The organism is Devosia sp. T2-14 (assembly GCF_055397495.1).
Genome location: NZ_AP027921.1, coordinates 3,466,885 through 3,491,214 on the forward strand (window position 1 = coordinate 3,466,885; position 24,330 = coordinate 3,491,214).

At 62.9% G+C, this 24,330-nt stretch carries 23 protein-coding genes; 12 read left to right on the top strand and 11 right to left on the bottom strand.

Annotated elements, in window-relative coordinates:
• Positions 1-38 precede the first annotated feature (38 nt).
• Genes ACZ5WT_RS17070 through ACZ5WT_RS17085 form a run of 4 tightly spaced genes read left to right on the top strand, consistent with a single transcriptional unit; the run spans position 39 to position 3,630 of the window.
• Positions 39-1,016, top strand: coding sequence for an ABC transporter permease (locus tag ACZ5WT_RS17070; protein WP_464284962.1), 978 nt, complete (start codon positions 39-41; stop codon positions 1,014-1,016).
• A 12-nt stretch (positions 1,017-1,028) separates the two neighbouring features.
• Complete coding sequence (locus ACZ5WT_RS17075) at positions 1,029-1,907, top strand: ABC transporter permease (RefSeq protein WP_464287233.1); 879 nt, start codon at positions 1,029-1,031, stop codon at positions 1,905-1,907.
• Entirely contained in the window at positions 1,904-2,722 is an 819-nt protein-coding gene (locus ACZ5WT_RS17080; protein WP_464284963.1) for an ABC transporter ATP-binding protein, read from the top strand. Before ACZ5WT_RS17075 ends, ACZ5WT_RS17080 begins: the two co-directional genes overlap by 4 nt.
• A complete protein-coding gene (locus ACZ5WT_RS17085; RefSeq protein WP_464284964.1) occupies positions 2,719-3,630 on the top strand; it encodes an ABC transporter ATP-binding protein in 912 nt (303 codons plus the stop codon). The genes ACZ5WT_RS17080 and ACZ5WT_RS17085 overlap by 4 nt, the downstream gene beginning before the upstream one ends.
• Positions 3,631-3,636: 6 nt before the next feature.
• Here the strand turns inward: ACZ5WT_RS17085 and ACZ5WT_RS17090 are convergent, their stop codons facing one another.
• From ACZ5WT_RS17090 to ACZ5WT_RS17100, 3 genes are all read right to left on the bottom strand, one after another.
• Positions 3,637-5,019 carry an alpha/beta hydrolase gene (locus ACZ5WT_RS17090; RefSeq protein WP_464284965.1) on the bottom strand — a complete coding sequence of 461 codons (1,383 nt, stop codon included), beginning with the start codon at positions 5,017-5,019 and terminating at the stop codon, positions 3,637-3,639.
• 125 nt (positions 5,020-5,144) lie between these two features.
• Complete coding sequence (locus ACZ5WT_RS17095; RefSeq protein WP_464284966.1) at positions 5,145-6,668, bottom strand: alpha/beta hydrolase; 1,524 nt, start codon at positions 6,666-6,668, stop codon at positions 5,145-5,147.
• A gap of 24 nt (positions 6,669-6,692) precedes the next feature.
• Entirely contained in the window at positions 6,693-7,250 is a 558-nt protein-coding gene (locus tag ACZ5WT_RS17100; protein ID WP_464284967.1) for a DUF308 domain-containing protein, read from the bottom strand.
• A 312-nt stretch (positions 7,251-7,562) separates the two neighbouring features.
• Between ACZ5WT_RS17100 and ACZ5WT_RS17105 the strand changes: the two genes are divergently transcribed.
• The 6 genes from ACZ5WT_RS17105 (at position 7,563) to ACZ5WT_RS17130 (ending at position 13,323) form a co-directional block, all read left to right on the top strand.
• A complete protein-coding gene (locus ACZ5WT_RS17105) occupies positions 7,563-9,056 on the top strand; it encodes an ABC transporter substrate-binding protein (protein ID WP_464284968.1) in 1,494 nt (497 codons plus the stop codon).
• A 122-nt stretch (positions 9,057-9,178) separates the two neighbouring features.
• Positions 9,179-10,123, top strand: a complete 945-nt coding sequence (locus ACZ5WT_RS17110) for an ABC transporter permease (protein WP_464287234.1) — start codon at positions 9,179-9,181, stop codon at positions 10,121-10,123.
• Entirely contained in the window at positions 10,120-10,971 is an 852-nt protein-coding gene (locus ACZ5WT_RS17115) for an ABC transporter permease (RefSeq protein ID WP_464284969.1), read from the top strand. The genes ACZ5WT_RS17110 and ACZ5WT_RS17115 overlap by 4 nt, the downstream gene beginning before the upstream one ends.
• Positions 10,968-11,777 carry an ATP-binding cassette domain-containing protein gene (locus ACZ5WT_RS17120; protein ID WP_464284970.1) on the top strand — a complete coding sequence of 270 codons (810 nt, stop codon included), beginning with the start codon at positions 10,968-10,970 and terminating at the stop codon, positions 11,775-11,777. Before ACZ5WT_RS17115 ends, ACZ5WT_RS17120 begins: the two co-directional genes overlap by 4 nt.
• Complete coding sequence (locus tag ACZ5WT_RS17125; RefSeq protein WP_464284971.1) at positions 11,774-12,520, top strand: ABC transporter ATP-binding protein; 747 nt, start codon at positions 11,774-11,776, stop codon at positions 12,518-12,520. Before ACZ5WT_RS17120 ends, ACZ5WT_RS17125 begins: the two co-directional genes overlap by 4 nt.
• Positions 12,521-12,531: 11 nt before the next feature.
• Positions 12,532-13,323, top strand: a complete 792-nt coding sequence (locus tag ACZ5WT_RS17130; protein ID WP_464284972.1) for a DUF1684 domain-containing protein — start codon at positions 12,532-12,534, stop codon at positions 13,321-13,323.
• Positions 13,324-13,328: 5 nt separating this feature from the next.
• On the opposite strand, the gene ACZ5WT_RS17135 is transcribed toward ACZ5WT_RS17130, so the two are convergent.
• Both ACZ5WT_RS17135 and ACZ5WT_RS17140 read right to left on the bottom strand, forming a co-directional pair.
• Positions 13,329-14,705: a sensor histidine kinase gene (locus ACZ5WT_RS17135; protein WP_464284973.1), complete on the bottom strand. Its 1,377-nt coding sequence runs from the start codon at positions 14,703-14,705 to the stop codon at positions 13,329-13,331.
• Complete coding sequence (locus tag ACZ5WT_RS17140) at positions 14,702-15,370, bottom strand: response regulator transcription factor (RefSeq protein WP_464284974.1); 669 nt, start codon at positions 15,368-15,370, stop codon at positions 14,702-14,704. The genes ACZ5WT_RS17135 and ACZ5WT_RS17140 overlap by 4 nt, the downstream gene beginning before the upstream one ends.
• A 165-nt stretch (positions 15,371-15,535) precedes the next feature.
• On the opposite strand from ACZ5WT_RS17140, the gene ACZ5WT_RS17145 reads away from it, so the two are divergent.
• Positions 15,536-15,784 (top strand): hypothetical protein, encoded by a 249-nt coding sequence (locus tag ACZ5WT_RS17145; protein ID WP_464284975.1) that lies wholly within the window; start codon positions 15,536-15,538, stop codon positions 15,782-15,784.
• A gap of 196 nt (positions 15,785-15,980) precedes the next feature.
• Here ACZ5WT_RS17145 and ACZ5WT_RS17150 read toward each other — a convergent pair whose 3' ends face one another.
• From ACZ5WT_RS17150 to ACZ5WT_RS17170, 5 genes are all read right to left on the bottom strand, one after another.
• Positions 15,981-17,042 carry an ABC transporter substrate-binding protein gene (locus ACZ5WT_RS17150; protein WP_464284976.1) on the bottom strand — a complete coding sequence of 354 codons (1,062 nt, stop codon included), beginning with the start codon at positions 17,040-17,042 and terminating at the stop codon, positions 15,981-15,983.
• A gap of 44 nt (positions 17,043-17,086) precedes the next feature.
• Positions 17,087-18,334 (bottom strand): DUF1501 domain-containing protein, encoded by a 1,248-nt coding sequence (locus tag ACZ5WT_RS17155; protein WP_464284977.1) that lies wholly within the window; start codon positions 18,332-18,334, stop codon positions 17,087-17,089.
• A gap of 13 nt (positions 18,335-18,347) precedes the next feature.
• The gene (locus ACZ5WT_RS17160) at positions 18,348-20,072 is read right to left on the bottom strand and encodes a DUF1800 domain-containing protein (RefSeq protein ID WP_464284978.1); all 1,725 of its coding nucleotides are present in this window, start codon (positions 20,070-20,072) and stop codon (positions 18,348-18,350) included.
• 120 nt (positions 20,073-20,192) lie between these two features.
• Positions 20,193-21,023 carry an ABC transporter ATP-binding protein gene (locus ACZ5WT_RS17165; protein WP_464284979.1) on the bottom strand — a complete coding sequence of 277 codons (831 nt, stop codon included), beginning with the start codon at positions 21,021-21,023 and terminating at the stop codon, positions 20,193-20,195.
• Between the two features lie 2 nt (positions 21,024-21,025).
• Positions 21,026-21,904 (bottom strand): ABC transporter permease, encoded by an 879-nt coding sequence (locus ACZ5WT_RS17170; protein ID WP_464284980.1) that lies wholly within the window; start codon positions 21,902-21,904, stop codon positions 21,026-21,028.
• 206 nt (positions 21,905-22,110) lie between these two features.
• Between ACZ5WT_RS17170 and ACZ5WT_RS17175 the strand changes: the two genes are divergently transcribed.
• Positions 22,111-23,166, top strand: coding sequence for a LysR family transcriptional regulator (locus ACZ5WT_RS17175; RefSeq protein ID WP_464284981.1), 1,056 nt, complete (start codon positions 22,111-22,113; stop codon positions 23,164-23,166).
• Positions 23,167-23,780: 614 nt separating this feature from the next.
• Here the strand turns inward: ACZ5WT_RS17175 and ACZ5WT_RS17180 are convergent.
• Complete coding sequence (locus ACZ5WT_RS17180; RefSeq protein ID WP_464284982.1) at positions 23,781-24,296, bottom strand: DUF6428 family protein; 516 nt, start codon at positions 24,294-24,296, stop codon at positions 23,781-23,783.
• Positions 24,297-24,330: the final 34 nt, after the last annotated feature.

Sequence of the window (24,330 nt, forward strand, 5' to 3'; positions counted from 1 at the left end):
ACGGCGCGCCTCCCCCAATTTGGAAGGAACACATCACCATGGCCTTTTTGCTGCGGCGACTGGCGTTCTACCTGGCGGCGTTCATCGCTGCCGCGACCATCAACTTCTTCCTGCCCCGCGTGATGCCGGGTGACCCGATCCAGATCATGTTTGCCAGCGCCGGCTCCGAGCTGTCGCTTGAAAACCTGAATGCGCTCAAGCTGACCTTCGGCTTTATCGATGCGCCGATCGGGGAGCAGTATCTCTCCTATCTCAAGAGCGTGTTCACCGGCGATCTCGGCCGCTCGATCAAGTACTTCCCGCTGCCCGTTACCGACCTGCTCGGCCGCGCGCTGGTCTGGACCCTCGGCCTTGTCGGTATTGCCACGCTGACCAGCTTCGTGCTCGGCACGTTCCTCGGCGTGATGGCCGCATGGCGCCGCGGCACGCTGTTCGACTCCGTGGTGTCGCTGCTGGCCATCTTCTCCAGTTCAGTGCCCGGCGTCGTCGTCTCGCTGATCATGCTGTTCGTGTTCGGCTACACGCTGGGCTGGTTCCCGAACGGTTACGCCGCCAACCCCATGCTCGATCCGGCCTTCAACTGGACCTACATTTCCAGCGTGATCTATCACGGCACCCTGCCCTTCCTGACACTGGTCTTCATCCAGACCGGCGGCTTTGCCGTGACCATGCGCAACAACATGATCAACCTGCTGGGCGAGGACTACATCGTCATGGGCCGCGCCAAGGGCCTGTCAGACAGCAATGTGATGCTGTGGTATGCCGCGCGCAACGCGCTGCTGCCAACGGTCTCAAGCCTTGCCATCGCCATCGGCACGGTCCTGTCGGGTTCGCTGATCATCGAAGTGGTGTTCAACTATCCCGGCCTGGGCAACACGCTTTATCAGGCGATCCTCGCTCGCGACTATCCGGTCATCCAGGGGCAGCTGCTCATCATGACCGCCGCGATGCTCGTTTCCAATTTCGTGGTCGACCTGAGCTATGTCTTGCTCGATCCGCGCCTCAAGAAGGCTTGATCCATGAAGTTGCTGCGCCAACTGCTGCATAACAAGAAGGCCGTGATCGGCCTGGCGATCCTGCTCATCATCATCCTGGTGGCGATCTTCGCGCCGATGCTGACCGAGTACAGCCCCATCAAGCGCGTGGGCCGGCCGCACCAGCCGCCCTCACCCGAACATTGGCTGGGCACGACCCGGCTGGGGCATGACGTGTTCTCGCGTCTCGTCCACGGCGCCCGCGTTTCGCTGGCCGTCGGGTTCGGCGCCGGGCTGATCATCACCCTGATCGGCACCGTGCTGGGCATCATTGCCGGCTACAAGGGCGGCGTGGTCGACGAAGTCATCAACTTCTTCACCAACATGGTCCTGGTCATCCCGAACCTGCCGCTGCTGCTGGTGCTCGCCGCCTTTATCGGCCAGGCGACGCCACTGGTGATCGCGGTGATCCTGGGGCTCACCTCCTGGGCGTGGGGCGTGCGCGTCACCCGTTCGGAGACGCTGTCCATCCGCCAGCGCGACTATGTGAAATCGGCCGAAATGCTGGGTGAACCCAGCTGGCGCATCATGGCCTTCGAGATTTTCCCGAACCTGATCTCCATCGTCGGCATCAACTTCATCGGCAGCGTGATCTTCGCGGTGATCGCAGAGGCGACGCTGGAATTCCTTGGCCTGGGCGATCCCAACACCGTTTCCTGGGGCATCATGCTCTACAACGCCCAGAACGCCTCCGCGCTCTCGGTTGGCGCGTGGTGGGACCTGCTGTCGCCGTGCTTTGCACTGGCCTTCCTGGGCCTGGGCCTCGCACTGATCAACTTCGCGATCGACGAAATCGCCAATCCGCGCCTGCGCACCGGGGGCATGCTTGCCCGCTGGGTTGGCCTCGTGCGCGTTGGGGAGGGCAAGCTGTGACCAATCCCGTTCTCTCCATCCGCAATCTCAACATCGACTATGTGGGCTCCGAAAAGGACTTCCACGCGGTCAAGAATGTGAGCTTCGATATCGCGCCGGGCGAGTTGTTTGGCCTTGCCGGCGAGTCCGGCTGCGGCAAGAGCACGATCGCCTTCGCCGTGAGTCGCCTGCATCGTCCCCCTGCCCTGATCCGCAAGGGAAGCCAGATCCTGGTGGACGGCCGCGACGTGCTGACGCTGGACGACGACGAGCTGCGCAAGTTCCGCTGGCGCGAGGTCGCCATGGTGTTCCAGAGCGCCATGAACTCGCTCAACCCGGTGCTGACCATCGAAGACCAGTTCTACGACGTGCTGCGCACCCACACCGGCATATCCCGCGCTGCCGCGCGCGAGCGGGCCGCCGAACTGCTCAAGCTGGTCGACATTTCGCCGGACCGCCTCTCGGCCTATCCGCACCAGTGCTCGGGCGGCATGCGCCAGCGCATCGTCATCGCCATCTGCCTGGCGCTCAACCCCAAGCTGCTGATCATGGATGAACCGACGACCGCGCTCGACGTGGTGGTGCAGCGCGAAATCCTGCAGCGCATCGACGTGCTGCGAAAGCAGCTGGGCTTTTCGGTGCTGTTCATTACGCACGACCTGAGCCTGATGGTGCAAGTCAGTGATCGCATTGGCATTATGCTTCAGGGCGAGCTGGTGGAAGTCAACGACGCGCAGACCATCTATCGTGCGCCCCAGCACGACTATACCCGCCGTCTGTGGGCCTCGATGCCCCGCCTGCATGGCACCCAGATTACCGGTGAGGTAGCATCGTGAACCAGGCGTCACCCATTCTCGCCCTCGACAATGTCTCCAAGGTCTTTGGCAGCGCCGAGAAGCCGGTCTATGCCGCGCGCTCGGTGTCGTTTGCGCTGCATTCCGGCCGCACGCTCGCCCTGGTGGGCGAATCCGGCTCGGGCAAGACGACGGCGGCGCGCCTGATCATGCGCGAATACATGCCCGACGAGGGGCAGCTGCTGTTCCGCGGTTCGCCGCTGGGCAAGGACGATGCGCGGGCCATCAAGGCCTATCGCTCGTCGGTCCAGATGGTGTTCCAGGACCCCTTCTCTTCGCTCAACCCCGCCCACACCATCCGCTATCATCTCGAGCGGCCGCTTCGGCTGCACCAGCGCAATCTGGGTGCTGCGGAGCGCAAGGCGGCGGTCGAGGAATTGCTGCAGCGGGTGAAGCTCGATCCGTCCATCGTGATGGGCAAGTTCCCGCACGAGCTTTCGGGCGGCCAGCGCCAGCGCATCAGCATTGCCCGCGCGCTTGCGGTCAATCCGCAGGTGATCGTTGCCGACGAGCCGACCTCGATGCTCGACGTGTCGGTACGACTGGGCATTCTTAACCTGCTCAACGACATGAAGGCCCAACTGGGCCTGGCCCTGCTCTACATCACCCACGACATTGCCACGGCGCGCTACGTCGCCGAGGACATCATGGTGATGTATGCCGGGCAGATCGTTGAGTGGGGCGATATGGAAAGCGTGCTCGACAATCCGCAGCACCCCTATACGCGCCTGCTGCTCTCGGCTGTGCCGGACCCGGATCGCCGCTTCTCCGAAGCGCGCTTCGATGACGAGCTCAACAGCATCGAGACCATCCGCCGCCAATCGGCCCTGCCCCAACCCGAAATCCAGCAGGTCTCGCAGAACCACTTCATCCGCCCGATGCCTGCGTAGCGGCCACTAGTTTGGCGCGGCACTGTTCACCAGGTCGTCGATTGTTGAATAGACCAGGTCGATGTCGCTGCCGTGCTCTTCCGGATTGATCACGTCGTGCGGCAGGTGGGCCGAAAACGGCAGCGTGGCCACGCCGACGGTTTTGCCGTGACCACGCCAGAGCGACACGACCTGCTCGCTCAGGCTATTGTTGACCAGCACGTCGGCGTCGTTGAGCAGCATGTCAATGCGCCCCGCCTTTGGCGGGGTGGTGCGGGCAATGGCCTGCACCAGCTCGCCCAGTACCATGATTTCGGCGAGGGCATGGGTGGTCGGCCGCGCGAGGCCGAAACCGGGTGATGCCGGGTCGATATTCTCCAGCGGATTCCACCACAAGGTCACGTCGGGCAGCATCAGCGTGAGGTTGATCGCCGCCCGATTGGCCCAGGTCGCGACCAGATAGGGTCCAAAGAACGGCGAAACCGGCAAGGCGTAGGCAACATCGGCCCGCTCCTGCGCCGCCCAGGCCGCCACCGTACCGCCGGCCGACAGCCCGACCACCAGCACTTCGTCGCCAAGGCCCCGCGCCATGTCGATGGAACCACCGGCCAATTCCACGAGATGCGCGGCCGTGAGCTCGGTCATGTCGGCGGCGATGGGATCGGACGCACCGTGCCCCACCATGCGTGGCATCAGGACATTGGCGCCCGCCGCAAACAGCTGGGCGGCCAGAGCCGCTCCCTGCGCCGGACAACTTGTGAAGCCGTGGAAATAGACCACCACCCGGGCAGTCTTGTTGCCGTGAGTCAGCAGGGTCGTTCGGCAGTGATCGAACAAGGGGAGATCGGCTTCGGCGGCCTGGATGGCCCCATAGGCGGCAATCGCCTCGTCGTAAGTCTTGGCGGGCGTGCTGGCCGGAACCCGCTGCGCCAGCTCTTCCAGATCGAGCGACATGCTGGACAGCCAGACGAACGAGCCGACCAACCCGACGACAATGACGACGGCAAGGGCCACCGCCAGCTTCTGCACCAGCCCCAGTGGTTGCCAGACCCAGCCTTCGGGCGGTCGCCCGAACAACAGCTTGGCCATCAGCGCTCCAACTACAGCGAGGATAAGCGTGGAGGCAAAGCCCGAGGTCATCAGCGTCAGCACAGTGACGACAGAGAGGCTGTCGACCCGCTCCGCCAAGGACGGCCAGCTGGCGGTATTCGTCCAGTCACGGTGGATTACGTCGGCGAGCGTCAGCACCAGTGGATAGGAGAAGAAGGCGGTCAATACGCCCGCCACCGCACCACGCCAGGCAGACAGCCGTCGTGGCAGGGCCACCAGCAACCACCAGAACGCACACCCGGCGGCGAACACGCCGATTAGCAGAACAGGCCAGGTGACGCGGCCGGTGGTGTTGGTCAAGTCCCCACTCACGTCCAGACCAAGCAAAGGCGCGACAACAAGCGCGGTGAGCGCGAATCCCAGGCCAGCAACGACGATCCAGCGTCGTCGCACGATTGGCTTTGGAGCAGGATCGGGACGGCCGATCATGGCCCGTCCGGCCCGGCGATCATGTCGATCAGGACGGGATAGACGCCCGCAATATTGGCGTCGGCCTGGTTGGGGTCGATGATGTCGTGCCCCACGCCCAGGTCGACCGGAAGCACCTGCAGGGCCACATCTTGCCGACGGGCTGACCAGGCTGTCAGCAAATCATAGTTGAGTGCTTCGCTGATGGTCGTATCACCCGCATTGAGCAGCATGCCGATGTCTCCCGCCGCTGGCGCGGTGCGATTTGCCTCTGCCTGGACGATGCCGCCCAGCCGCATGACTTCGGCCAGCGCGCGGGTCGCGAAGCGCGGATAGGCGTAGCTCATCTCGGGCGAACTCTCGGGATGGGAGGCATCCCACCACATCATGATGTTTGGCAGCATCAGCAGCAGATTGGTCGCCGCGTGGTTGGCCCACGGTGGCACCGAATAGGGCGCGAGAAACGGCGAGATGACGACCGTATTGGCCACGTCTCCCCGATTTTGCGCCACCCATGCCGCGAGCGTGCCGCCGGCAGAAAGGCCCGAGACCACCACATCGTCACCCAGACCATGCGCCAGAGCGATGGCCGAATCTGCCGTAGCCACCAGTTCCTCGGCCTTCAGCGACGCCAGCGCGAGGGTCAGCGGATCGGCCTCGCCATGGCCGGGCAGCCTTGGCACGTAGACATTGTAGCCGAGTGCAAACAGCTGCGGCGCGAGTGTGTCGGCCTGCGCCGGGCATGTGGTGAGACCGTGGAAATAGATCACCACGCGCGCCGTTTTCTGGCCATGCGAGAGCATCTGGGAGTGGCAGCGCGGGTTGAGCGGCAGTTCCGCCTCTGCCGCTTCGACCGAAGCGAACGCCGCAAGCGCCGCCTCATAGGTCTTGGCTGGCGGCGTTACGGGGGCATTGGTGATGCCATCGGTTCTAAATGGCAGCACGCTCAGCCAGATGAAGCCACCCAGCAGCAGAACCACGATGGTCACGGCCAAGCCGCCGAGGATCCGGAAGATTCGGCGCAGCAGCCCTCCACCCTTGCGGGCCTCCGACGCCACCGCCAAACTGGGATCGAACCGCGGCGTCATCCAGCCGATCAGTGCACCCGTCACCGCCATTGTGAGCGTGGCAGCCAGGCCGGTCGTCAGGAAGGTCAGTCCGCTGATAAGCAACAGATTGAGCAGGCGACCGGCCAATGTGGCGACATTGATCAGCGCTTCCCAGTCCCGCTGGAAAATCTCGGCGAGCAACAGCACGACCGGATAACTGAACAGCGCCACCAGCACGCCAGTGACCGCGCCCCGCATCGGGGTGATCCTTTGCGGACGAATGATCAGCAGCCACCATAGAACAGTGGCGGTGAGGAACACGCCGCCCGCGTAGGTAAGCCAGGTGGCGTTGCCGGCATCATTGTCGAGGACGGAACTGAACTGGATACGAGCAAGCGGCGCCGCCACCAGGGCGACCAAAGTAAAGACAAGACCTCCGACAATCGCCCAGAGCGCCCGGCGAGGCGCACGCGGTGTGCCAGTCACTGTCACGGGCAACTCCTGTGAGGTGTGAGGTTAGCGGAGCGGTTGAATGACGCCGAGCGCGCGAATGGCCTGCCAGGTGGTGGTCAGATGCGCGAGCGCGAAGACCACGACAAGCCCGCCGCCCAGCTGGGTCAACACGGTAGCGGCGCCGAACGGCACCACGATCAGCAACACACCGAAGGCGATGTACAGAATTGCTGCCAGCAGGACCGGCCAGATTGATGGATAGGCGTGGCGATCACGCACCGTGAGGATGACCTCGATCAACCCGATAACGACGGCCTGCATCCCCAACACCACGGTCAACACCGAAAGGGTGAAGACGGTTGCCAGAGATGGGCTGAACAGGATCGCCAGCCCGAGCACGATGACCAGGACGCTGCGGATGATGGCGAGCCAGAATGGCCAACCGTGTTTGCCAGAATAGTCCAGGGAAGCCAGGCCCAACACGCCATCGGCAACCAGCAGGCCGCCCCCGAGCAGGACCAGGACGGTCAATACGGGTACTGGGGCAAACAGGGCCGCCAATCCAGCGGCCAACAACAGGCCACCGCGCAGTAGAGCCATCGATGCAGCAAAGCGTGTCATCGTCATCTCCCCGTCCATGTCGGATTACTGTAGGCCCGGCACTGCTGATTGCCAATGGAGATTGACCAGCGGTCCATTGCTCCGATTCCAACAGCAGGATGCGGTTTCATCATGCTCCGCCAAGTCACGGAGCGGCCCCAGAAATCTCTTTCCCAGCAGGTGCCTCGGGCGGGCAAAGCGTTTCGGTGGAGCTGGGGTAGATAAAACTTATAGTCTATTGATCTAGTAGGGTTTTCTCGAGCGAGGGGGTACTTTCCTTTCAAGAGGAGACGGTAGAAGCTGCCGCTCCCGACAACCTGACAGGACTACCCCATGTCTATCGTTTCGCCCCGCAACCTGTTGGTTGCCGCTCTTCTGGCCAGCGTCGCCGTCACGCCCGCCGCTTTCGCGCAGGACTACAATCCTGACGCCACGATTCGCATCGGCTCGCTCTATGAGCCGCAGAACCTCGACAACACGGCCGGCGCCGGCCAGGGCATCAACGAGGCCTTCAACGGCAACGTCTATGAAGCCCTGTTTCAGCTGACAGATGCCGGCACCGTCGAGCCCGCCCTCTCCGCCGACTATTCCGTCAGCGAAGATGGCCTGACCTATACCTTCACCCTCAAGGACGGCGTGACCTTCCACTCGGGTGAACCGCTGACCGCAGCCGACGTAAAGTACTCGATCGAGCGCGTCACCGCCGAAACCTCCAAGAGTTCGCGCAAGCGCAGCCTCTCGACGATCACTTCGATCGAGACGCCCGATGACAAGACTGTTGTCATCACCCTGTCGGCACGCTCAATCTCGCTGCCCTACAACCTGAGCTATGTCTGGATCGTCAACGACGCCGCGGCCGATATCACGGCCACCGAAGACGGCACCGGCCCCTATACGCTCGAAGAATGGCGCCGCGGTTCGGCCCTCGCCCTGGCCCGCTATGATGGCTATTGGGGTGAAAAGCCCACCAACGGCGAGGTGATCTACACGTATTTCACCGACGCAACCGCGCTCAACAACGCGCTGCTGACCAATGCGGTGGACGTGATCACCTCGGTGCAGAGCCCGGATTCGCTGGCCCAGTTCACCGGCAACCCGTCCTACACGGTCACCGAAGGCGCTTCGACGACCAAGGAAATCCTGGCCTACAACGACCGCGCCGCCCCCTTCGACAACGTCAAGGTGCGCAAGGCCCTGGCCCGCGCCGTCGACAAGGCAAAGCTGCTGAACTCCATCTGGGGTGACTATGGCACGCTGATCGGCTCGTTCGTGCCGCCGACCGACCCATGGTATGTCGACCTGACCGGTGTGGACGCCTATGACCCGGAAAGCGCCAAGGCGCTGCTGGCCGAAGCCGGTTACCCCGATGGCTTCACCTTCACCATCGACACCCCGGACTACGATCCGCATCCGCTGGTTGCCCAGTTCCTGCAGAGCGAGTTCGCCAAGGTCGGCGTGACCGCCAATATCAACATCATCACGGCCAACGAGTGGTACACCAAGGTCTACCAGGAGCATAATTTCGAGGCGACGCTGCAGGAGCACGTCAATCACCGCGATATCGTGTTCTACGGCAACCCTGACTTCTACTGGGGCTACAACAACCCGGACGTCGTCAAGCTGATCGCTGACGCAGAAGCCGCCAACTCGGTTGACGAGCAGACCGCCAAGCTGACCGAAGCCAACAAGATCATCGCCGAGGATGCCGCCAGCAACTGGCTCTACCTCTATCCGCAGATCGTGGTTTCGGCCGCCAATGTCACCGGATATCCGGTCAATGGCCTCAATTCGCAGTTTTTTGCCTACGGCATCAAAAAAGCGAACTAGCAGCTGGCGCAAGACTGGCTAAAACACGGGGGCCGGACACATAGTTTGTCCGGCCCTTCTCATTGGGCTAGGTTCATTCCCAGTCCCCAAATCGAAAGATCCGACCCATTCTCGCCTATACCCTGCGCCGGTTGGTCATTCTGCTATTCTCCCTGCTGATAGCGGCCATCGTGCTGTTTATCCTGCTCCGCCTATTGCCCGGCGATCCCGCCAATGCCTTGCTCGGCGTTGGCGCGACCGAAGCCCAGATCGCCGCTGCGCGCGCGCAGGTGGGGTCGGACCAGCCGCTCTATGTCCAGTTCGCCGCCTTCATCGGAAACCTGGCGCGCTTCGATCTGGGAACGTCCTTTGTCAGCAAGGCATCGGTTGTTGGGGAAATCGGCAACCGCCTGTCGGTTACCCTGCCCCTGACCTTCCTGGGCTTCATCGCCGCCCTGATCATCGCGATCCCTCTGGGGATCATCGCCGCCGTCCGCTCCAACAAATGGTATGGCGCGGCCATTTCGGTGGTTTCCCAGCTGGGCATCGCCATTCCGGTGTTCTGGGTCGGCATCCTGCTGGTCACGCTCTTCGCCATCAACCTGCGCTGGCTGCCCTCGGGCGGATTTCCACTCAAGGGGTGGGCCAATTTCGGCGAGGCCGCGACGGCTATGGTGCTGCCCGTGCTGACGATTGCGCTGGTCATGTCGGCATCCATGCTGCGCTATGTGCGCGCGGCGACGCTCGAAGTGCTGGGCAGCGACTATCTCCGCACGGCCCGCGCACTGGGCTCGTCCTTCCCTGAAGCGCTGATCCGACATGGCCTGCGCAATGGCGCGGTGCCGGTGATTTCCATTCTGGGCATTGAACTGGCCAGCACGTTCCTGGGTGCAGTGGTGATCGAGAAGGTGTTCAGCCTGCCCGGTCTCGGTTCGATGCTGCTGCTCGCCATCCAGCAGCGCGACTATCCCAATGTGCAGGGCGTGCTGTTTATCTCCACCCTGCTGGTTCTGCTCATCGGCTTCGCCGCCGATCTGGTGCAGCGCGTCATCGATCCGCGACTGCGTGATCGGGGAGCCGCCAAATGACCGCCGTTGACCAAATCGCCCCCGCCCGCCGTCGCAACTGGAAATCCGTGACCCTGTGGGTAGGCCTGATCCTCGTCGCGCTGCATGTCGTCATCGGCCTGCTGACACTCGTCTGGACGCCCTATGATCCATCCGCCATGACCGGCGGGCGGCTCGAGGCCCCGTCTCTCGCGCACTGGGTCGGCACCGACCGGCTCGGCCGCGATTTCCTCACCCAGATCATGATCGGCTCGCGCATCGCGCTGATCGTCGGCATCGGCGCCGTTGCCATCGGCGCGGTAATCGGCGTGACGCTGGGCCTGCTGGCGGCGTTTGCCACCAAGTTCCTCGATGACGTCCTTGCCGCCGCGCTCGACATTCTCATCGCTTTCCCGACGCTGCTGATCGCCATGCTGGTGGTCGCAGCCAGCGAAACGGCGACGCTGGGTTCGGCTATCATCGCGCTGGGCATTGCGCTGTCCGCCATTGTGGCGCGCCTCACGCGCATTCTAGCCAAGCGCGTGCTGCTGATGGACTACATCACCGCCGCCCGCACGTCGGGCACGTCGTGGCTGGGCATCGTCTTCACACACGTGCTGCCCAATATCTGGCCGACGCTTTCGGTCAGCTTCGCCCTGCAATTCGGCCTCGCGGTAATCGCGGAAGCGTCCCTCTCCTATCTCGGGCTGGGGGCACCGCCGCCCAACGCCTCGTGGGGACGACTGCTGCAGGAGGCTCAAGGCACCGTATTCACGGCGCCGATCGGCGCCATAGCGCCCGGCATTGCGCTGGTTTCGCTCGTTATCGGCATCAACCTGCTGGCTGACGGCCTGCGCGACACCATCGACCCGACGAGGCGCGCACGATGACCGCTTTGCTTGATATCAAGAACCTCACCATCGGCACGCCCGATATCCAACTCGTCAAAGGGATCGACCTGACCATCGCGCCCGGCGAGCGCGTCGGGCTGATCGGGGAGTCCGGCTCGGGCAAATCGCTCACCGCCATGGCGGCAACCGGCCTTCTTGCTTCAGGCATTGCGGCAGGTGGATCGGTCGTTCTCGGCGGACGGCAGGTGATCGGCGCCCCGGAGAGCCTGCTGAACACCCTGCGCGGCCGCGTGGCCGCCTTTGTGTTTCAGGAGCCACTCACGGCGCTGGACCCACTGATGCGCATCGACCGCCAGATCGCCGAACCGGTGAAACGCCGGGCGGCGCGGAATGGCCAGACCCTCTCGCGCGAGGCCGTGCACCAGGCCGTTCTGGCCCTGATGCAGGACGTTGCCCTGCCCGATCCGGAGCGCATCGCCCGCGCCTATCCACATGAAATATCCGGCGGCCAGCGCCAACGCGTGGCTATCGCCATGGCCCTTGCCTGCCATCCCGACCTCCTTATCGCCGACGAACCCACGACCGCACTCGACGTGACCACTCAGGCCGAAATCCTGGCGCTGCTCGACCGGCTGGTTCGCGAGCGCAATATGGCGCTGCTGTTCATCAGCCACGACCTGCCGGTTGTCGCGACCATTGTCGATCGCGTCGTGGTGCTGAGGCAGGGCGAGATCGTTGAGGTCGGGGCTGTAGCCGAAGTCTTCTCGCGTCCCCAGCACGATTACACCAAATCCCTCGTCTCGGCCGCGCATGCCTTTGACGCCGCTCTGGGAGGCGCCAAATGAGCCTGCTTTCCGTTGAGAATGCCAGCTTCGGCTATTCCCGCACTCAGACCGTGTTGCATGGCGCATCGCTCGACATTGCACCGGGCGACAGCATCGGGCTGGTCGGGGAGTCCGGTTCGGGCAAAACGACCCTGCTCCGGCTGCTGCTTGGCCTGACCCGCCCTTCCGCGGGCAGCATCACCTTCAAGGGCGAAACGCTCGATCCGCGAAACAGCGCCTTCATGCGGACCTATCGGCGGCAGGTGCAGGTGGTGTTTCAGGACCCCTATTCCTCGCTCGATCCGCGCCAGAGCGTATTCGCCATCGTGGCCGAACCACTGCGTTCGCTCAAGATTGCGGGCGACCATCGCAAAATGGTGGCCGATGCCCTAGTTTCTGTCGGGCTCGATGCCTCGGTAGCCGACCGCTATCCGCATGAATTTTCGGGCGGTCAGCGCCAGCGCATCGCCATTGCCCGCGCCATTGTTTCTGGGCCGAGCCTGCTGCTGGCCGATGAGGCCGTCAGCGCGCTGGACCTATCGACGCGCATCCGCATCGTCGAGCTGCTCAAGAGCCTCAGCCAGACGATGACGCTGGTTCTGGTATCTCATGACCTGGGCGTTGTCGCGGCGCTCTGCGAACGCATCGTCATTCTTGAGCGGGGCCGTATTGTCGAACAGGGCAAGACTGCCGACATTCTTGCTAGCCCCCAACACCCCTACACTCAGCGGCTGCTTGCCAGCGTGCCGCGCATGCCTGCCTGAAGGAGCCGATCATGTCCGATTACGAAGCCAATCTCGATGCCTGGAAAGCCAAGCGCGTCGCCAACCTCAAGGCGCCCGAAGGCTGGCTCAACATCATCGGCCGGTTCTGGCTGGAGACCGGTACGGTGACCGTCGGCACCGCAGCCGACAATGATCTGGTGATTTCTGCCGGCCCCGACCATGTCGGTTCATTCACGCAGGATGCCGAGGGCAATGTAACGTTCACGCCGGCCGATGGCGGCGCGCCGCAGGTCCTCAAGCTCGACAAATATCATCCGCCCCGCTTCACGGTCGGCAACCTGCTGCTGGAAGTCACCACTCTCAACGGCGAGAATGCCCTGCGCATCCGCGACACGGCATCGACCGCGCCTAACGAACTGGAAGACCTCGAATACTTCCCCACCCGCCCCGACTGGCGCAAGGTGGCCGAATGGGTGTCATTGGAAGCGCCCAAGGGCATGACCGTCGATACCAGCAAGTCGATCCCGACAGACGTGGAAGCGACCCACAAGGCTGTGTTCAACCATGACGGCCAGCAGTACGAGCTCTATGCCACGCACGGTACCGCGACCGCGCCGCAATTCGTCATCCGCGACCTGACCTCGCGCGACAGCACCTATCCCGCGTCGCGCTTTGTGTTTGGCGAGGACGTGACGGACAAGACCGTGGTGCTGGACTTCAACAAGGCCATCAACCCGCCTTGCGCCTTCACCGAGCATGCCGTGTGCCCGTTGCCGCCGACAGAAAACGTGCTGCCCATCCGCATTGAAGCCGGTGAGAAGCGCCTTAAGAACAGCCACTAATCGATTCAAGTAGCGACAGATTTCGCTCCCGCCGCGGCGGGGGCGGCCAGCGGCAGGCAGACTTCAAACTCCGCCCCGCCCTCGACCGCGTTATTGACCGATACCCGGCCATGGTGCCTGCGAACGATATCGCGGACGAGGTTCAGGCCCAGCCCGGCGCCGTGCTGCAAGGGCGTGACCCGATGGAACGGCTCGAAGATCTCGGACTGGTCACCGGGGCCAATGCCCGGGCCGGTGTCGGTGACCCTGAAGCTGCCGTCATGCTGCACGCTCACTGCGATGCTCACGCCACGCCCGCCATGTGCAATGGCGTTTTGAATGAGATTTGTGACGGCGCGCGATAACGCACCGCTGTCGCCCATAACAAAAACGCTCTCGGCGTCGGACTCGAACGATATTTCGTCGCCTGCCGCAATGGCGAGCGGCGCAAGATCGGCCGCCACCTGTGACACCACTTTCACCAGATCCAGCCGCTCGAAGGGTTGTGGGGACAGGTCCATGCGCTGGAGATCCAGCAGCTGGTTGGCCATGCTGCCCAGGCGAGCGACGTCCAGTAGCAGCCGGTGCTTGTCCTCGTTCTCGGGAAGCAATTCCAGCCGGGTCTGCAGGATGGCGATCGGAGTGCGCAACTCATGCGCCGCGTCGGCCATGAAACGATGCTGACGTTCAGCGCCCTCGTCGAGCCGCTGCAACGCCTGGTTGATTGCGTTCACCAGGCCATGCAACTCGCTGGGAACGCTGCTGGCGGACAGCCGCACGCCACGCTGATCTACGTCGATGGTGTCGGCCACTTTAGCGACCTCCTCGACACCCCGGAACTGGTGACGAAGGATGAACGGAATGACCAGAAGCGATGTCAGCGACAGAAAGAGCAGCAGGCCAACGAAGAATGGGTTCGAAAAAGCGATGAAGAGCTGCTGCGGTCCAAAGCTCGGCCCACCGCCCGTCATCACCCACAGCTTGCCGACCTTGCTGTCATGGGTACGCACGATGGCGGCCGGCGCGTCGGGATTGCCGATGTCGGCGATATTGGCCGCGTTGATGCGAGACAGATTGGGTGCGGCAAAAACCAGAACGTCTGGAAGCCTGCCAAGACTGGCCGAGTTACCGTCGGCGTCGGTGACAAAGGCCCAAAAGAATGGGTATTCGCTCGACAGGGCCTCGATGCGCTTGTTGGGGTGCAGTTCCAGATCACCGGCCTGGTTACGGACGATGGAACTGACGAGGTCACCCACGACCCTGTCGTCGAGCATCTGACCGCTGCCCAGCAGATGAATGATCGGAATGGCGGCAACGAAGGCGAATGAGGTGAGCACGACCGCTTGCATGACGATCATGCTGCGAGTCAGCGTGCTGCGTAGCGACCGTCTGCGAATGCTCATGACACCGCCTTGAGCAGATAACCCAAGCCGCGAATGCCGTGAATCTCTACCCCGGCACCGGCCAGCTTGCGGCGCAGGCGAGAAATGTGGGCATCGAGAGTATTGGACGCGATTTCGTCATCGAAGCCGTACATCGCCTCTTCGAGGGCTGTGCGGGACACGGTGCGCCCGCAGCGTCGCATCAGGATTTCCAGGGCGAGCAGCTCCCGCCGCGTCAAGTCCAGCGGTTCGCCATCGACCTGGGCCGATCGATCCGTGAGGTTGAAGCTGAGCTTACCAACATTGGCAATCGTCTCGCCGATCTGGGCCGGTCGGCGCATGACGGCGCGAAGGCGGGCCAGCAATTCATCGGTCAGGAACGGCTTGGCCAGATAATCGTCGGCCCCGGTATCGAGACCCGTGACGCGATGATCGGGCGTGCCCAGCGCCGAAAGAACGATGATCGGCAGACCCGCGCGTTGCTGGCGCAGGATGGGAATGAGGGACAGGCCATCGCCGTCGGGGAGCTTCCGATCGAGCAGCACGGCATCATGCAGACCGCCCATCGCGGCCTCCTCGGCCATCGCCAGCGTCGACGCGTGATCGACGATAATGTCGTGCCGGCTCAGGGCCGCGGTCAGCGCACGGGCCATGTCCATCTCGTCCTCGACCAGCAAAATACGCATCAGGTGTCCTTTCGATCACCGCCCACTATACAGCCCAAGGTTGCCGCTGCATTGCACGCAGCGCAACGCAGGTTCCCGCCCGAATGCCGGTCGAAGTCCATCTCCGCAATGTTGGCACAACCTGGGAGGGTCAAACGAGGGGCGTTCAAAAGAAAGGAACTCTCCATGAAAGCCATTACCTCCGCAGCACTGGTCGCAATCGTTGGCCTCGCCGCATTGCCAACCGTCGCAATGGCAAACGATTCCGTTCACGGTCGCGACACCAATGCCGTTGAATCGGCCCTGCGCCACAGCGGCTACAACGTGAGCGATCTGGAAGAGTGGAGCACCTACATCCGCGGTTGGGTTGTCGATGCAAACGGCCACACGACCATGCAGCTGTTCGACAAGGACACCCTGCAGCCGGTCCGCTAAGCCTACCAAAAAGCTGCAGGCCCTGGTGACCTGCAGCTTTTCGTTTGCGCCAATACCATCGGGCGGGAGGGCGCGTTGCATTGGGGGCTCGTCAGCCCTCCCTAAGCCTCGGCGGACCAAGGCCTGCCCGCATTGGACTGCCAAAACAGGCTGAAAAGAATCCTACAACCGGCACGTCCGGCATAAGCTTTTGGGACTAGCGTGCGTCCAGCATCGCCCCGTCATAGGCGCCCAGCGTCTCGTAAGCCTTCTCGGTGAAGCTGAGATCGACGACGTCCTCCAGGCCCACGACCTTCACTTCAGCAAAATCAGGGTTGCCGTAAACGAAGTCGACCGACTTCTCCAGCTGACCCGCATTCATGCAGCCATAGACGCACCAGCGGTTGGCGATCAGCGACGATGTCATCTTGATATTGTCGGGGGTCAGATCAGGCCGCGCCGCCACTGCCTCATCGATCCAGCGCTGCGGATCAGCAGCCATGGCGCGCGAGGTATCGATCAGGGCATCGGTAAAGCGCTGCAGCGCCTCGCGCTTTGCCTCGATCGTCGTATCGAGCGTGGCGACGAACTTGGAGAGCGCCGGGCCCCGGCTCGAGAACTCGTCCGAGTCGAGCAGCACGTGTACGCCGGGCACGTCGACAATCGACATATAGGTGCCGAACGACACAGTGGTCGCGTCGACCCGGCCGGCGGCGAGCGCCTGCACGCGAACATCGGGCGCGCCGATGGCCACGAAATTGGGATCGGTGTCTTCCATGCCGAAGCTGCGCAGCACCACGCGCGTCAGCTGGTGGTCGAGGCTGCCATTGTCGGCGATGGCGTAGGCCTTGCCCTTCAGGTCCTCCATGGTCTCGATCTCATCCTTGGCGGCGATGAGGAAATTGCCGCCCATCGAAACACCAACGATGCCCCGAACCGGCAGGCCATTGTCGGCACGCAGGCGAATGGCGGCGTCCATGGTGATATCGGCCACATCGACCGCGCCGGAGTTGAGAGCGGCGACGGCCTGGGGCGTCCCATCGAGCGCCACGATGGTGACTTTGACACCATGCTTTTCGTAGTAGCCAAGTGACTCGGCCAGCTTGAAGACCGACGCATTGGTTGGATTGAAGTTCGCGTCGATCACGCCGAGAGCGAGCTTGATTTCCAGCATGTCGGTTGGTTGGCTCATGGCGCTGCCAACGCCTATCAGGCTGATCGCTGCGGCGCTCAACGCGGTGCCAACAGCACGCGCCAGCCATTTCATCTTGATTGTCATGCAAAATCTCCTGCGGACGGCGTCCGCTGTATTGAAAGGCAGGGTCAGGCAGGGCGCCCGAAGATGGGGAGGGATTTGAATTCGTCGCGCAGAATGGCCGAGGGCTGCTCGTGGCCCATCCAGCCGTTGATCAGCGTCGAATAGATGCGGCGGTAATCGGTGGTGTATTTGAGGTTGCCGTCGTCGAGATCGGTCAGGCTGGGAATGCCGCCATACTGGCCTCCGCTCACCGGTTTACCGATGACGAAGGCCGGGCCGGCGGTGCCGTGATCGGTGCCGAGGCTGGTGTTTTCGGCCACGCGGCGCCCGAACTCGCTGAACACCATGACCACGACGTCGTCGGCACGGCCCAGCCGCTCCATATCGCGCACGAAAGCGGAGATGTGGTCGGACGTGTAGGACCAGAGCCGGGAGTGCAGGTCGCCCTGATAGACGTGGGTGTCGAAGGCGTTGTTGCGATAGGGAACGTAGTAGACCTTGGTCGGGAAATCGGCCGCGACCAGCGCGGCAACCTTCTCCAGACCAAAGGGCGCCAGCCCATAGTCGATTGGCGATTCGTAGTCGTTCCAGGCGTCACGAACCAATTGCTCGGCCGAGTTGGCGCTGGCCGCGATATCGAACATGAAATCCAGCGCCGGATTGGAGCTGCCATTGCCGCGGCCGTCGATGGCGTTGAAGGCGGCCTTCTGCTCTTCGAACATGCGCCGGGTGAAGTTGTTCGGATTGTCGAACACCAGCGGCACGTGATTCATCGAGCGCACGGCCAACGACTGGTGGTCGTCGATATTGACGAGGAAATTGGTCGTGTGGCCCAGTGGATCGATGGCGTCAGCCATGCGGCCCAGCCAGCCATAGGCTTCACCGCTATTGGGCGCCCCGGTCTGCCAGAAAGCCATCGAGGAGAAATGGGAGAACGAGGGCTGGTCATAACCCACCCCATGCACCACGCCCATCAGCCCGTCCTTGTAGAGCCGCTCAAAGCCGGTCATCGTCTTCTGGAAACCGAAATGGTCGTCGATGCGCAGGAGCTTGTCCTTCCGGATCCCAAGATTGGGGCGCGCCGAATAATAAGCGTCGTCGGCATAGGGAATGACGGTGTTGAGCCCGTCATTGCCGCCGGAAAGCTCAACGATGACCAGAATGCGGTCGTTGATATCGGCCTGGGTCCCGGCCACTTTGGACCAGACCGGCGACGTGCTGATGCCACCGGCACCACCCAGCACCATGCTGCCGAAACCCGATTGCAGCAGTCCCTCGCGCTCGGTGCCACTGAGCCTGGTCTTTTTGGCCATTTGCTTTCTCCGATCAGGCGAGTTGGTACTGGGGGGAGCTCATGATGAGGTGAGCGACGAGCCGGAGCGCGTGCTCCATGTAGGTCTGCGCCTCGGCCAGCTGGCTGGTGCCGAGCTGCTCATCGAGTGTCGCAATCAAGGCTTCGCGTGCCGGCGGCGTCACGGGGACGCGGAGGAACTGCCGCAGCAGCGCATCCACCGCCTGGTCCGTGGTTTGCGCGCCTGCATCGGTGACAATGTCGGACAGGCTGAACTGGGCGGCGGCCCGCAGCGTCGGCTTCAGCTTGCGCAGGGCTTCCTGATAGCCAGAGAGGCTGGCGTAGCGGGTGTTGAAGCTCTCCTGGATGCCTTCGGCGGTGCTGGGCGCAGCGCCCTCTTCCAGCGTTGCCGCCGTGATCTCCATGCCCGCAATGATGTTGCGGTTGACGCGCCGGACTTCGCCGCCTGGATCGTGGTTGGGGTCCCTGAAGTCGATGATGTTTGGGAACATAACCTCACGGGCGAAATTGCCGCGTTCAAACAGCAACCCCGGCGTAATCCACGATCGCCCCTGCCCCCAGCCGGCAACGGTCGGCGGATAGAGCAGCACCTGCCCGAGCGTCTTGCTGACGGTGTGGGGATCAGGGATGCCCGGCAGCGCGGCCAGGCCAAGCTTGCGATAGGTGGACACGAGCAGTTCGGTCGGCGACTTGATATGGCTGCCCAGCGATGGCTCGCTGTAGAAATCCTCGGACAGGAACACCGTGGTGAGGAAGGGCGCGATCTCGTAGCCACCGTCGCGCAGCAGTGCGCCGAGCTGGATGGCGAAATCGGGCGACACCTCTTCGCGAACGAAGAAGCGATAGAGCTTGGTGGCGATGTAAACAGCGGTCTGGGGCTGTTCGAGGATGATGCGTAGAATGTCCTCGCCGGTGAAATTGCCGGTGCGGCCCAGGAAGGTCTTGGTGCCGCCATCGTGCAGGGTGGGATCGACAACAAAGGTTAGGTCATCATTGCCCCAGCCGGTAAAGGCGCGGGCGGCCTCGCGAATGTCGTCTTCGCTGTAATTGCCGACCCCCATTGTGAAGAGTTCCATGACCTCGCGGCCGAAATTCTCGTTCGGGGCGCCCTTCACATTCTGGGCAGCATCAAGAAACACCAGCATGGCCGGGTCCTTGGCCACGGCGACCAGCAGGTCACCAAAGTTGCCGGTGGCTCCAGCACGCAGCGTTTCGAGCTGCAGCATGATCTTGCGATAGTCGCGCAGCTTTTCTTCGCTAGTCGCGAAGTGACCATGCCAGAACAGCGTCATCTTCTCTTCCAGCGGGCGGGTGGTGCGAACCATGCGGTCGGCCCACCAAAAGGCCAGTCGCCTGGTTTCGAGAACGCTGGCCCGCAGCCAGAAGAAGAAGCGATTGGTTACGGGTTGCAGCGGTCGCGCGCCGTCCGGCTTGACCCGAACGCCCATTGCTTCCCCGGCGCGCTCGGCCTGAGAGGTCGCGGCGGGCCGGCTGACGGGGAAATCCTTGAGGGAGGGATCCCAAAACCCGGATTCCTCAAAGGGGCTGAGATGGCTGTGATCGACACCGACATAGTCCACCAGCGAGGCGACAGCCTGCTCTGTCCCCATGGCCGTGAGCCGCTCGATCTCCGCTGGTGTGCCGCCAAACCCGGCGCGCTCCAGCAGATGAGCCGCCCGTTCATAATTCCAGTCGGCGCGCTGTAGCGGCGACAAGTTCTCAGCGCGTGGACCCTGCATACAACCATACCTTGCAGCGCCGATCCCCTGCGGCGCCTCGTATGGAAATGCTAGGATAGCAGTCCGGCCAAAGCCAGTTGCTCAGGCCGTCTGGGCACCTATCAGTGCCATAGGAAAATCCTATGGGGTCGCCGCTTCCTCCTTCGGGAACGCACCGGCCAGTTCCTCAAGCTCGGCCCCATCGCGCACCATGTCATGGATGCGCGACCACAGGTGATCCCGCATCGCCGCAAAGGCGGGTAGCGTGCGCGGGTCGTTCTGCCAGCGCGGTTCGGGCAGTTCGACATCGACGATTTCGTCAACGCGACCGGGGCGCGGACGCAGCAGCACGATGCGCTGCGAGAGCAGGATGGCTTCGTCGATATCGTGCGTGACGAAGACGATGGCCATGCGGCGGCGCGACCACATCTGCAGCAGTTCCCGCCGCAGCACCTCGCGCGTCATGGCGTCGAGAGCAGCGAACGGCTCGTCCATGAGCAGAACCTTCGGCTCAACCGCCAGCGCGCGGGCCAGGCCGACGCGCTGCTGCATGCCGCCCGAGAGCTCATGGGGAAAGGCATCGGCGAAATCACGCAGACCGACGGCCCCCAGCAGGGCCAATGCCCGCTCAGACTGTTCCTTGCGATCCAGCCCGCGCAGGGCCAGCACGAACTCGATGTTCCCGGCAACCGTTCGCCAGGGCAGCAGCCGCGCGGACTGGAAGACCATGGCCAGATCCGGGCCTGGCTGGGGCGCGGCTCCCATCACCTGCACCGAGCCTTCATCGACCGGGATCAGGCCGTTGATGAGCCGCAGCAATGTGGTTTTGCCGCAGCCACTTGGGCCGACCAGGCTGATGAACTCACCCGGGCGCACATCGAAGGAAATATCCTCGAGCGCGCGGACCCGGCCATCCTTGAAGGACTTGCCAATGTTGCGCAGCGAAATCAGGGGTTGAGGCGTCGTATCCATGATCAGCGACCGTCCGAGAGTGACAGCCGCCAGCGGCCGATGCGGTTTTCTGCGTAGCGCAGCAATGCGGTAATGAGCGTGCCCAGCGCCATGAGCACGATGACGACGGCGAAGTAGCGGTCCATCTGGAACCGGTTGCCGGCCGCGATCAGCAGGCCACCGAGACCCGATTGCGCCATGGTCAGCTCGGCGATGACAGTGCCCACTGTGCTGATCGCCGCCCCGATGCGCAGTCCGCTCAGAATGGACGGCAGCGCGTCAGGCACCATGACATTCCAGAACAGCGTGGCCCGATTGGCGCCAAAGGCGCGGCCCATTTCGACCAGGTCCTTGTTGGCATTGGCAATACCCGCCGCGGTGTTGATGAGGATGGGGAAGAGCGCCGCATTCCACACCACCACCACCTTGGCCTCGGTGTAGAGGCCGAACCAGACGATGATCAGCGGAATGAAGGCTGCCCCGGGGGTTGAGTTCATCGCATTGACGAAGGGATCGAGCACGCGGCCCATGAACCGGAAGCCGCCGAGCAGAATGCCGAAGGCAATGCCGGTGGTTGCCGAGAGCAGGAAGCCCAGGCCCAGCACAGTCAGCGACTCGCCCAGCGCCCGCAGCATTGTGCCGTCCGTCCACATTTTGATGCTCTCATCGAGCACGTCGAAAGGGTGCGGCATGGTCAGATTGCCGGCCGTCGCGTTGAGCAGATACATGCCGAACAGCAGCAGGATGGCGATGCCGATCTGCGTCCCGAGCACCACGCTGCGCTCACGCCTGCGCCGCGTTTTGGCCTTTGCGGCCAGCGTCGCAACCGACGAAACTGTCGACGCGGAACGGGCAACAGTGGCCTGTTCGTTGCGACCTGGCGGCGGCGCCAACTCGGTCATGAGCGGTTTCCTTCCGGCTTCAAACATGGGCGATTGCGACTGCTGCGATCCGGGGTTGCCCGCCCTTCCCCGGCTGCGTCGCGCATAGTGAGTATCCGCCAAACCGGGCATGGCAAACATTTTTTCTTCCAAGGCGACCGGCTTCAAGTAGACTTTGGGCGTCGACAGCGCCCCAGATGCGCTTCGAACAGGGGAACTAGATCTTCATGGACGATAACCGCTCCGGGGCGCGAAAAGGCCCGGCGACCAGCCTGCCGCAAGCGACCCGCAAGCGGCAAAAGGCCGACGACCTCACGCTGCATCAGTTGCGCGTTTTCTGGGCTGTTGCCCGGTCGGAAACCCTTACGAAAGCGGCCAAACAACTCGGCCTTGCGCAGCCATCCCTGTCCCAGCAACTGGGCAAGCTGGAGGCCAATGTCGGCACGCGGCTGTTCCACCGCCGCTCCAACGAAATGGAGCTGACCGAGGCCGGCACCTACCTGCTGCCCAGGGTCGAACACGTCCTGCGCTCCATCCGCGAACTCGAAGATGGACTGGCCCAATTCAGCGGCGGGCAGCGGCTGACCATGCGGCTGGCAGGCATCAATTCCGTGATGCGCGGACTGCTTCCGGCGGCTGTGGGCCGCATGCAGACTCGATTCCCCGAACTGGATTTCGACATTCAGGAAAGTTCTCCGACCGAGATTCTCGACCTGCTTTATGGCCGTCGAATCAATCTCGGCCTGGTGGCGGCCAATTCGGTGGCGCAGGCCAGCGTGGGCTTCGTACAGGTCCCCCTGCTCGACGATCCCTATGTTCTGGTCGTGCCGCAGTCGCTGGAGCTCGATGGGGTCGTTGACCCGCAGCGTGAGCTTGACCCGGCGAGCTGGACGATTCTCAATCAGTCGATCCAGTTCATCTTCGGCAGCCAGCAGGCCAATCGCGTGTCGGACTGGTATGACCGGATGCTGCCCCAGCACCGCGTTGTCGCGCAGTGCCGCAGCTTCGAGACCGCTATTGGCCTGGTTCGTGCCGGATCTGGCGTGTGCATGGCCCCCGCCCTGGCGACCATGGGGACCAATGGTGCGGCCGGCGGCGTCAGGCTCTATCGGGTTCAGGCCCCGCCCCGCCGGATCGTCGCGATGATCCCGTCGCAATATCGCCGGCAGGATCCTTACGCGACCCTGCTCGACCTGCTGCAGGAAGTTTCTGCCAGCCACGTCGTGCCCGGCTTGCTCGAAACCCCGCCATTTCTAGCCATCGACGCACCAGCCGATTTCTAGCGACGCCAAAACGCATCGCGGAAGCGCGCGGGCGATCGGTCTGAATATTTGGGAAGATGGAGCGGGTAGCGGGAATCAAACAAGAAAGGTAGTGAATTTAATTTCAATACGTTGTGCCGAGTAGCGCAGCGAATGTATCACAGGTTGTAGCGCTATTTGTAGCACAGAACGCTGGCGATCATTTCGACGACGGTCGCCTCTCGCCAGCAGGTCCAGTGCATCAAGCAGTTCCTCCTTCGGCCAGCGCCGCGCTTGGCCGCCCGCATGTGGCCGAGCGCCCTTGCGTGGTCGGCGTGGCGCTGGTGATGGTGGGTTGCGTGCGATAGACGGCGTCCCCACCGGCATTCGGTGATGGGAGGGCGCGGACCTTGAGTTTGTTCCGCCTAGTCCACCATTTCGATGCTCTAATCCCTGGGCCCTGGGCCCTGGGCCCTTGGGGAGAGTTGGCACAAGGGGCAGTTTGATAGAGGTTCGCATTGCGCCCCATTCCAGACGTTCAAGTCGCCTCGGCGACTTCCTAAAGCTGCCATTGCCATCGACCCGTTTAGGTGACCAGTTTGGGGTGGTGGAAAGCGGACTGACCGCTACCAGTCAAACTATCTGCAAAAGCAGACCTAACAACAGGCCGACGCCTTCGGCTGCGATCCGCAGCATGCCGCTGCCCGTGTCGCCTGCTCCGCGCGGTGACGTGGCTTGCATATGGCCTGTCGAATGCCGAGCACCAGTATCGCCGCTTGGTCGGTGATGCTTACCTCGGCAATGTCATAGACCCGCATTGCCTCGCCTGGCCGACCGATTTCGATGGTGAGGCGGGCGCCATGGTCCAGCGACACCTTTTGGTCAACCAGGCCTAGGATCGAGCGGAATTTCCCCGTCGTCATCTGGGCCTTTCCGTCCGATCCCGGAATGTCTTCCACCTGGAGCACGGTCTCCGACCAGCTGTCGGAGTTCCCACCGCAATCGAGCGTGACAAACGATCCGGCCTTTACCTCAGTCACGTGGAATCCAGTCTGAACGGCGCGACCCTCGTACACAATGGAAAGGACTCGGTCATCATGGCCGTCTAGGCGACCCAGAACCTCGGCCAGAGTGCTATCGACTTCGACATAGGCGGTTGCATGGGCGTTCATGTTCAGCTACCCAATGATTCAACAATCGTTGAGA

What these genes read in the sequence shown, in the direction of transcription:
- ACZ5WT_RS17100 (WP_464284967.1), bottom strand. Translation starts at nt 7,250, where the DNA reads ATGACACGCTTTGCTGCATCGATGGCTCTACTGCGCGGTGGCCTGTTG.
- ACZ5WT_RS17155 (WP_464284977.1), bottom strand. Translation starts at nt 18,334, where the DNA reads ATGGCCAAAAAGACCAGGCTCAGTGGCACCGAGCGCGAGGGACTGCTG.
- ACZ5WT_RS17140 (WP_464284974.1), bottom strand. Translation starts at nt 15,370, where the DNA reads ATGCGTATTTTGCTGGTCGAGGACGAGATGGACATGGCCCGTGCGCTG.
- ACZ5WT_RS17130 (WP_464284972.1), top strand. Translation starts at nt 12,532, where the DNA reads ATGTCCGATTACGAAGCCAATCTCGATGCCTGGAAAGCCAAGCGCGTC.
- ACZ5WT_RS17170 (WP_464284980.1), bottom strand. Translation starts at nt 21,904, where the DNA reads ATGACCGAGTTGGCGCCGCCGCCAGGTCGCAACGAACAGGCCACTGTT.
- ACZ5WT_RS17115 (WP_464284969.1), top strand. Translation starts at nt 10,120, where the DNA reads ATGACCGCCGTTGACCAAATCGCCCCCGCCCGCCGTCGCAACTGGAAA.
- ACZ5WT_RS17160 (WP_464284978.1), bottom strand. Translation starts at nt 20,072, where the DNA reads ATGCAGGGTCCACGCGCTGAGAACTTGTCGCCGCTACAGCGCGCCGAC.
- ACZ5WT_RS17165 (WP_464284979.1), bottom strand. Translation starts at nt 21,023, where the DNA reads ATGGATACGACGCCTCAACCCCTGATTTCGCTGCGCAACATTGGCAAG.
- ACZ5WT_RS17120 (WP_464284970.1), top strand. Translation starts at nt 10,968, where the DNA reads ATGACCGCTTTGCTTGATATCAAGAACCTCACCATCGGCACGCCCGAT.
- ACZ5WT_RS17180 (WP_464284982.1), bottom strand. Translation starts at nt 24,296, where the DNA reads ATGAACGCCCATGCAACCGCCTATGTCGAAGTCGATAGCACTCTGGCC.
- ACZ5WT_RS17150 (WP_464284976.1), bottom strand. Translation starts at nt 17,042, where the DNA reads ATGACAATCAAGATGAAATGGCTGGCGCGTGCTGTTGGCACCGCGTTG.
- ACZ5WT_RS17175 (WP_464284981.1), top strand. Translation starts at nt 22,111, where the DNA reads ATGGACGATAACCGCTCCGGGGCGCGAAAAGGCCCGGCGACCAGCCTG.
- ACZ5WT_RS17135 (WP_464284973.1), bottom strand. Translation starts at nt 14,705, where the DNA reads ATGAGCATTCGCAGACGGTCGCTACGCAGCACGCTGACTCGCAGCATG.
- ACZ5WT_RS17145 (WP_464284975.1), top strand. Translation starts at nt 15,536, where the DNA reads ATGAAAGCCATTACCTCCGCAGCACTGGTCGCAATCGTTGGCCTCGCC.
- ACZ5WT_RS17105 (WP_464284968.1), top strand. Translation starts at nt 7,563, where the DNA reads ATGTCTATCGTTTCGCCCCGCAACCTGTTGGTTGCCGCTCTTCTGGCC.
- ACZ5WT_RS17070 (WP_464284962.1), top strand. Translation starts at nt 39, where the DNA reads ATGGCCTTTTTGCTGCGGCGACTGGCGTTCTACCTGGCGGCGTTCATC.
- ACZ5WT_RS17125 (WP_464284971.1), top strand. Translation starts at nt 11,774, where the DNA reads ATGAGCCTGCTTTCCGTTGAGAATGCCAGCTTCGGCTATTCCCGCACT.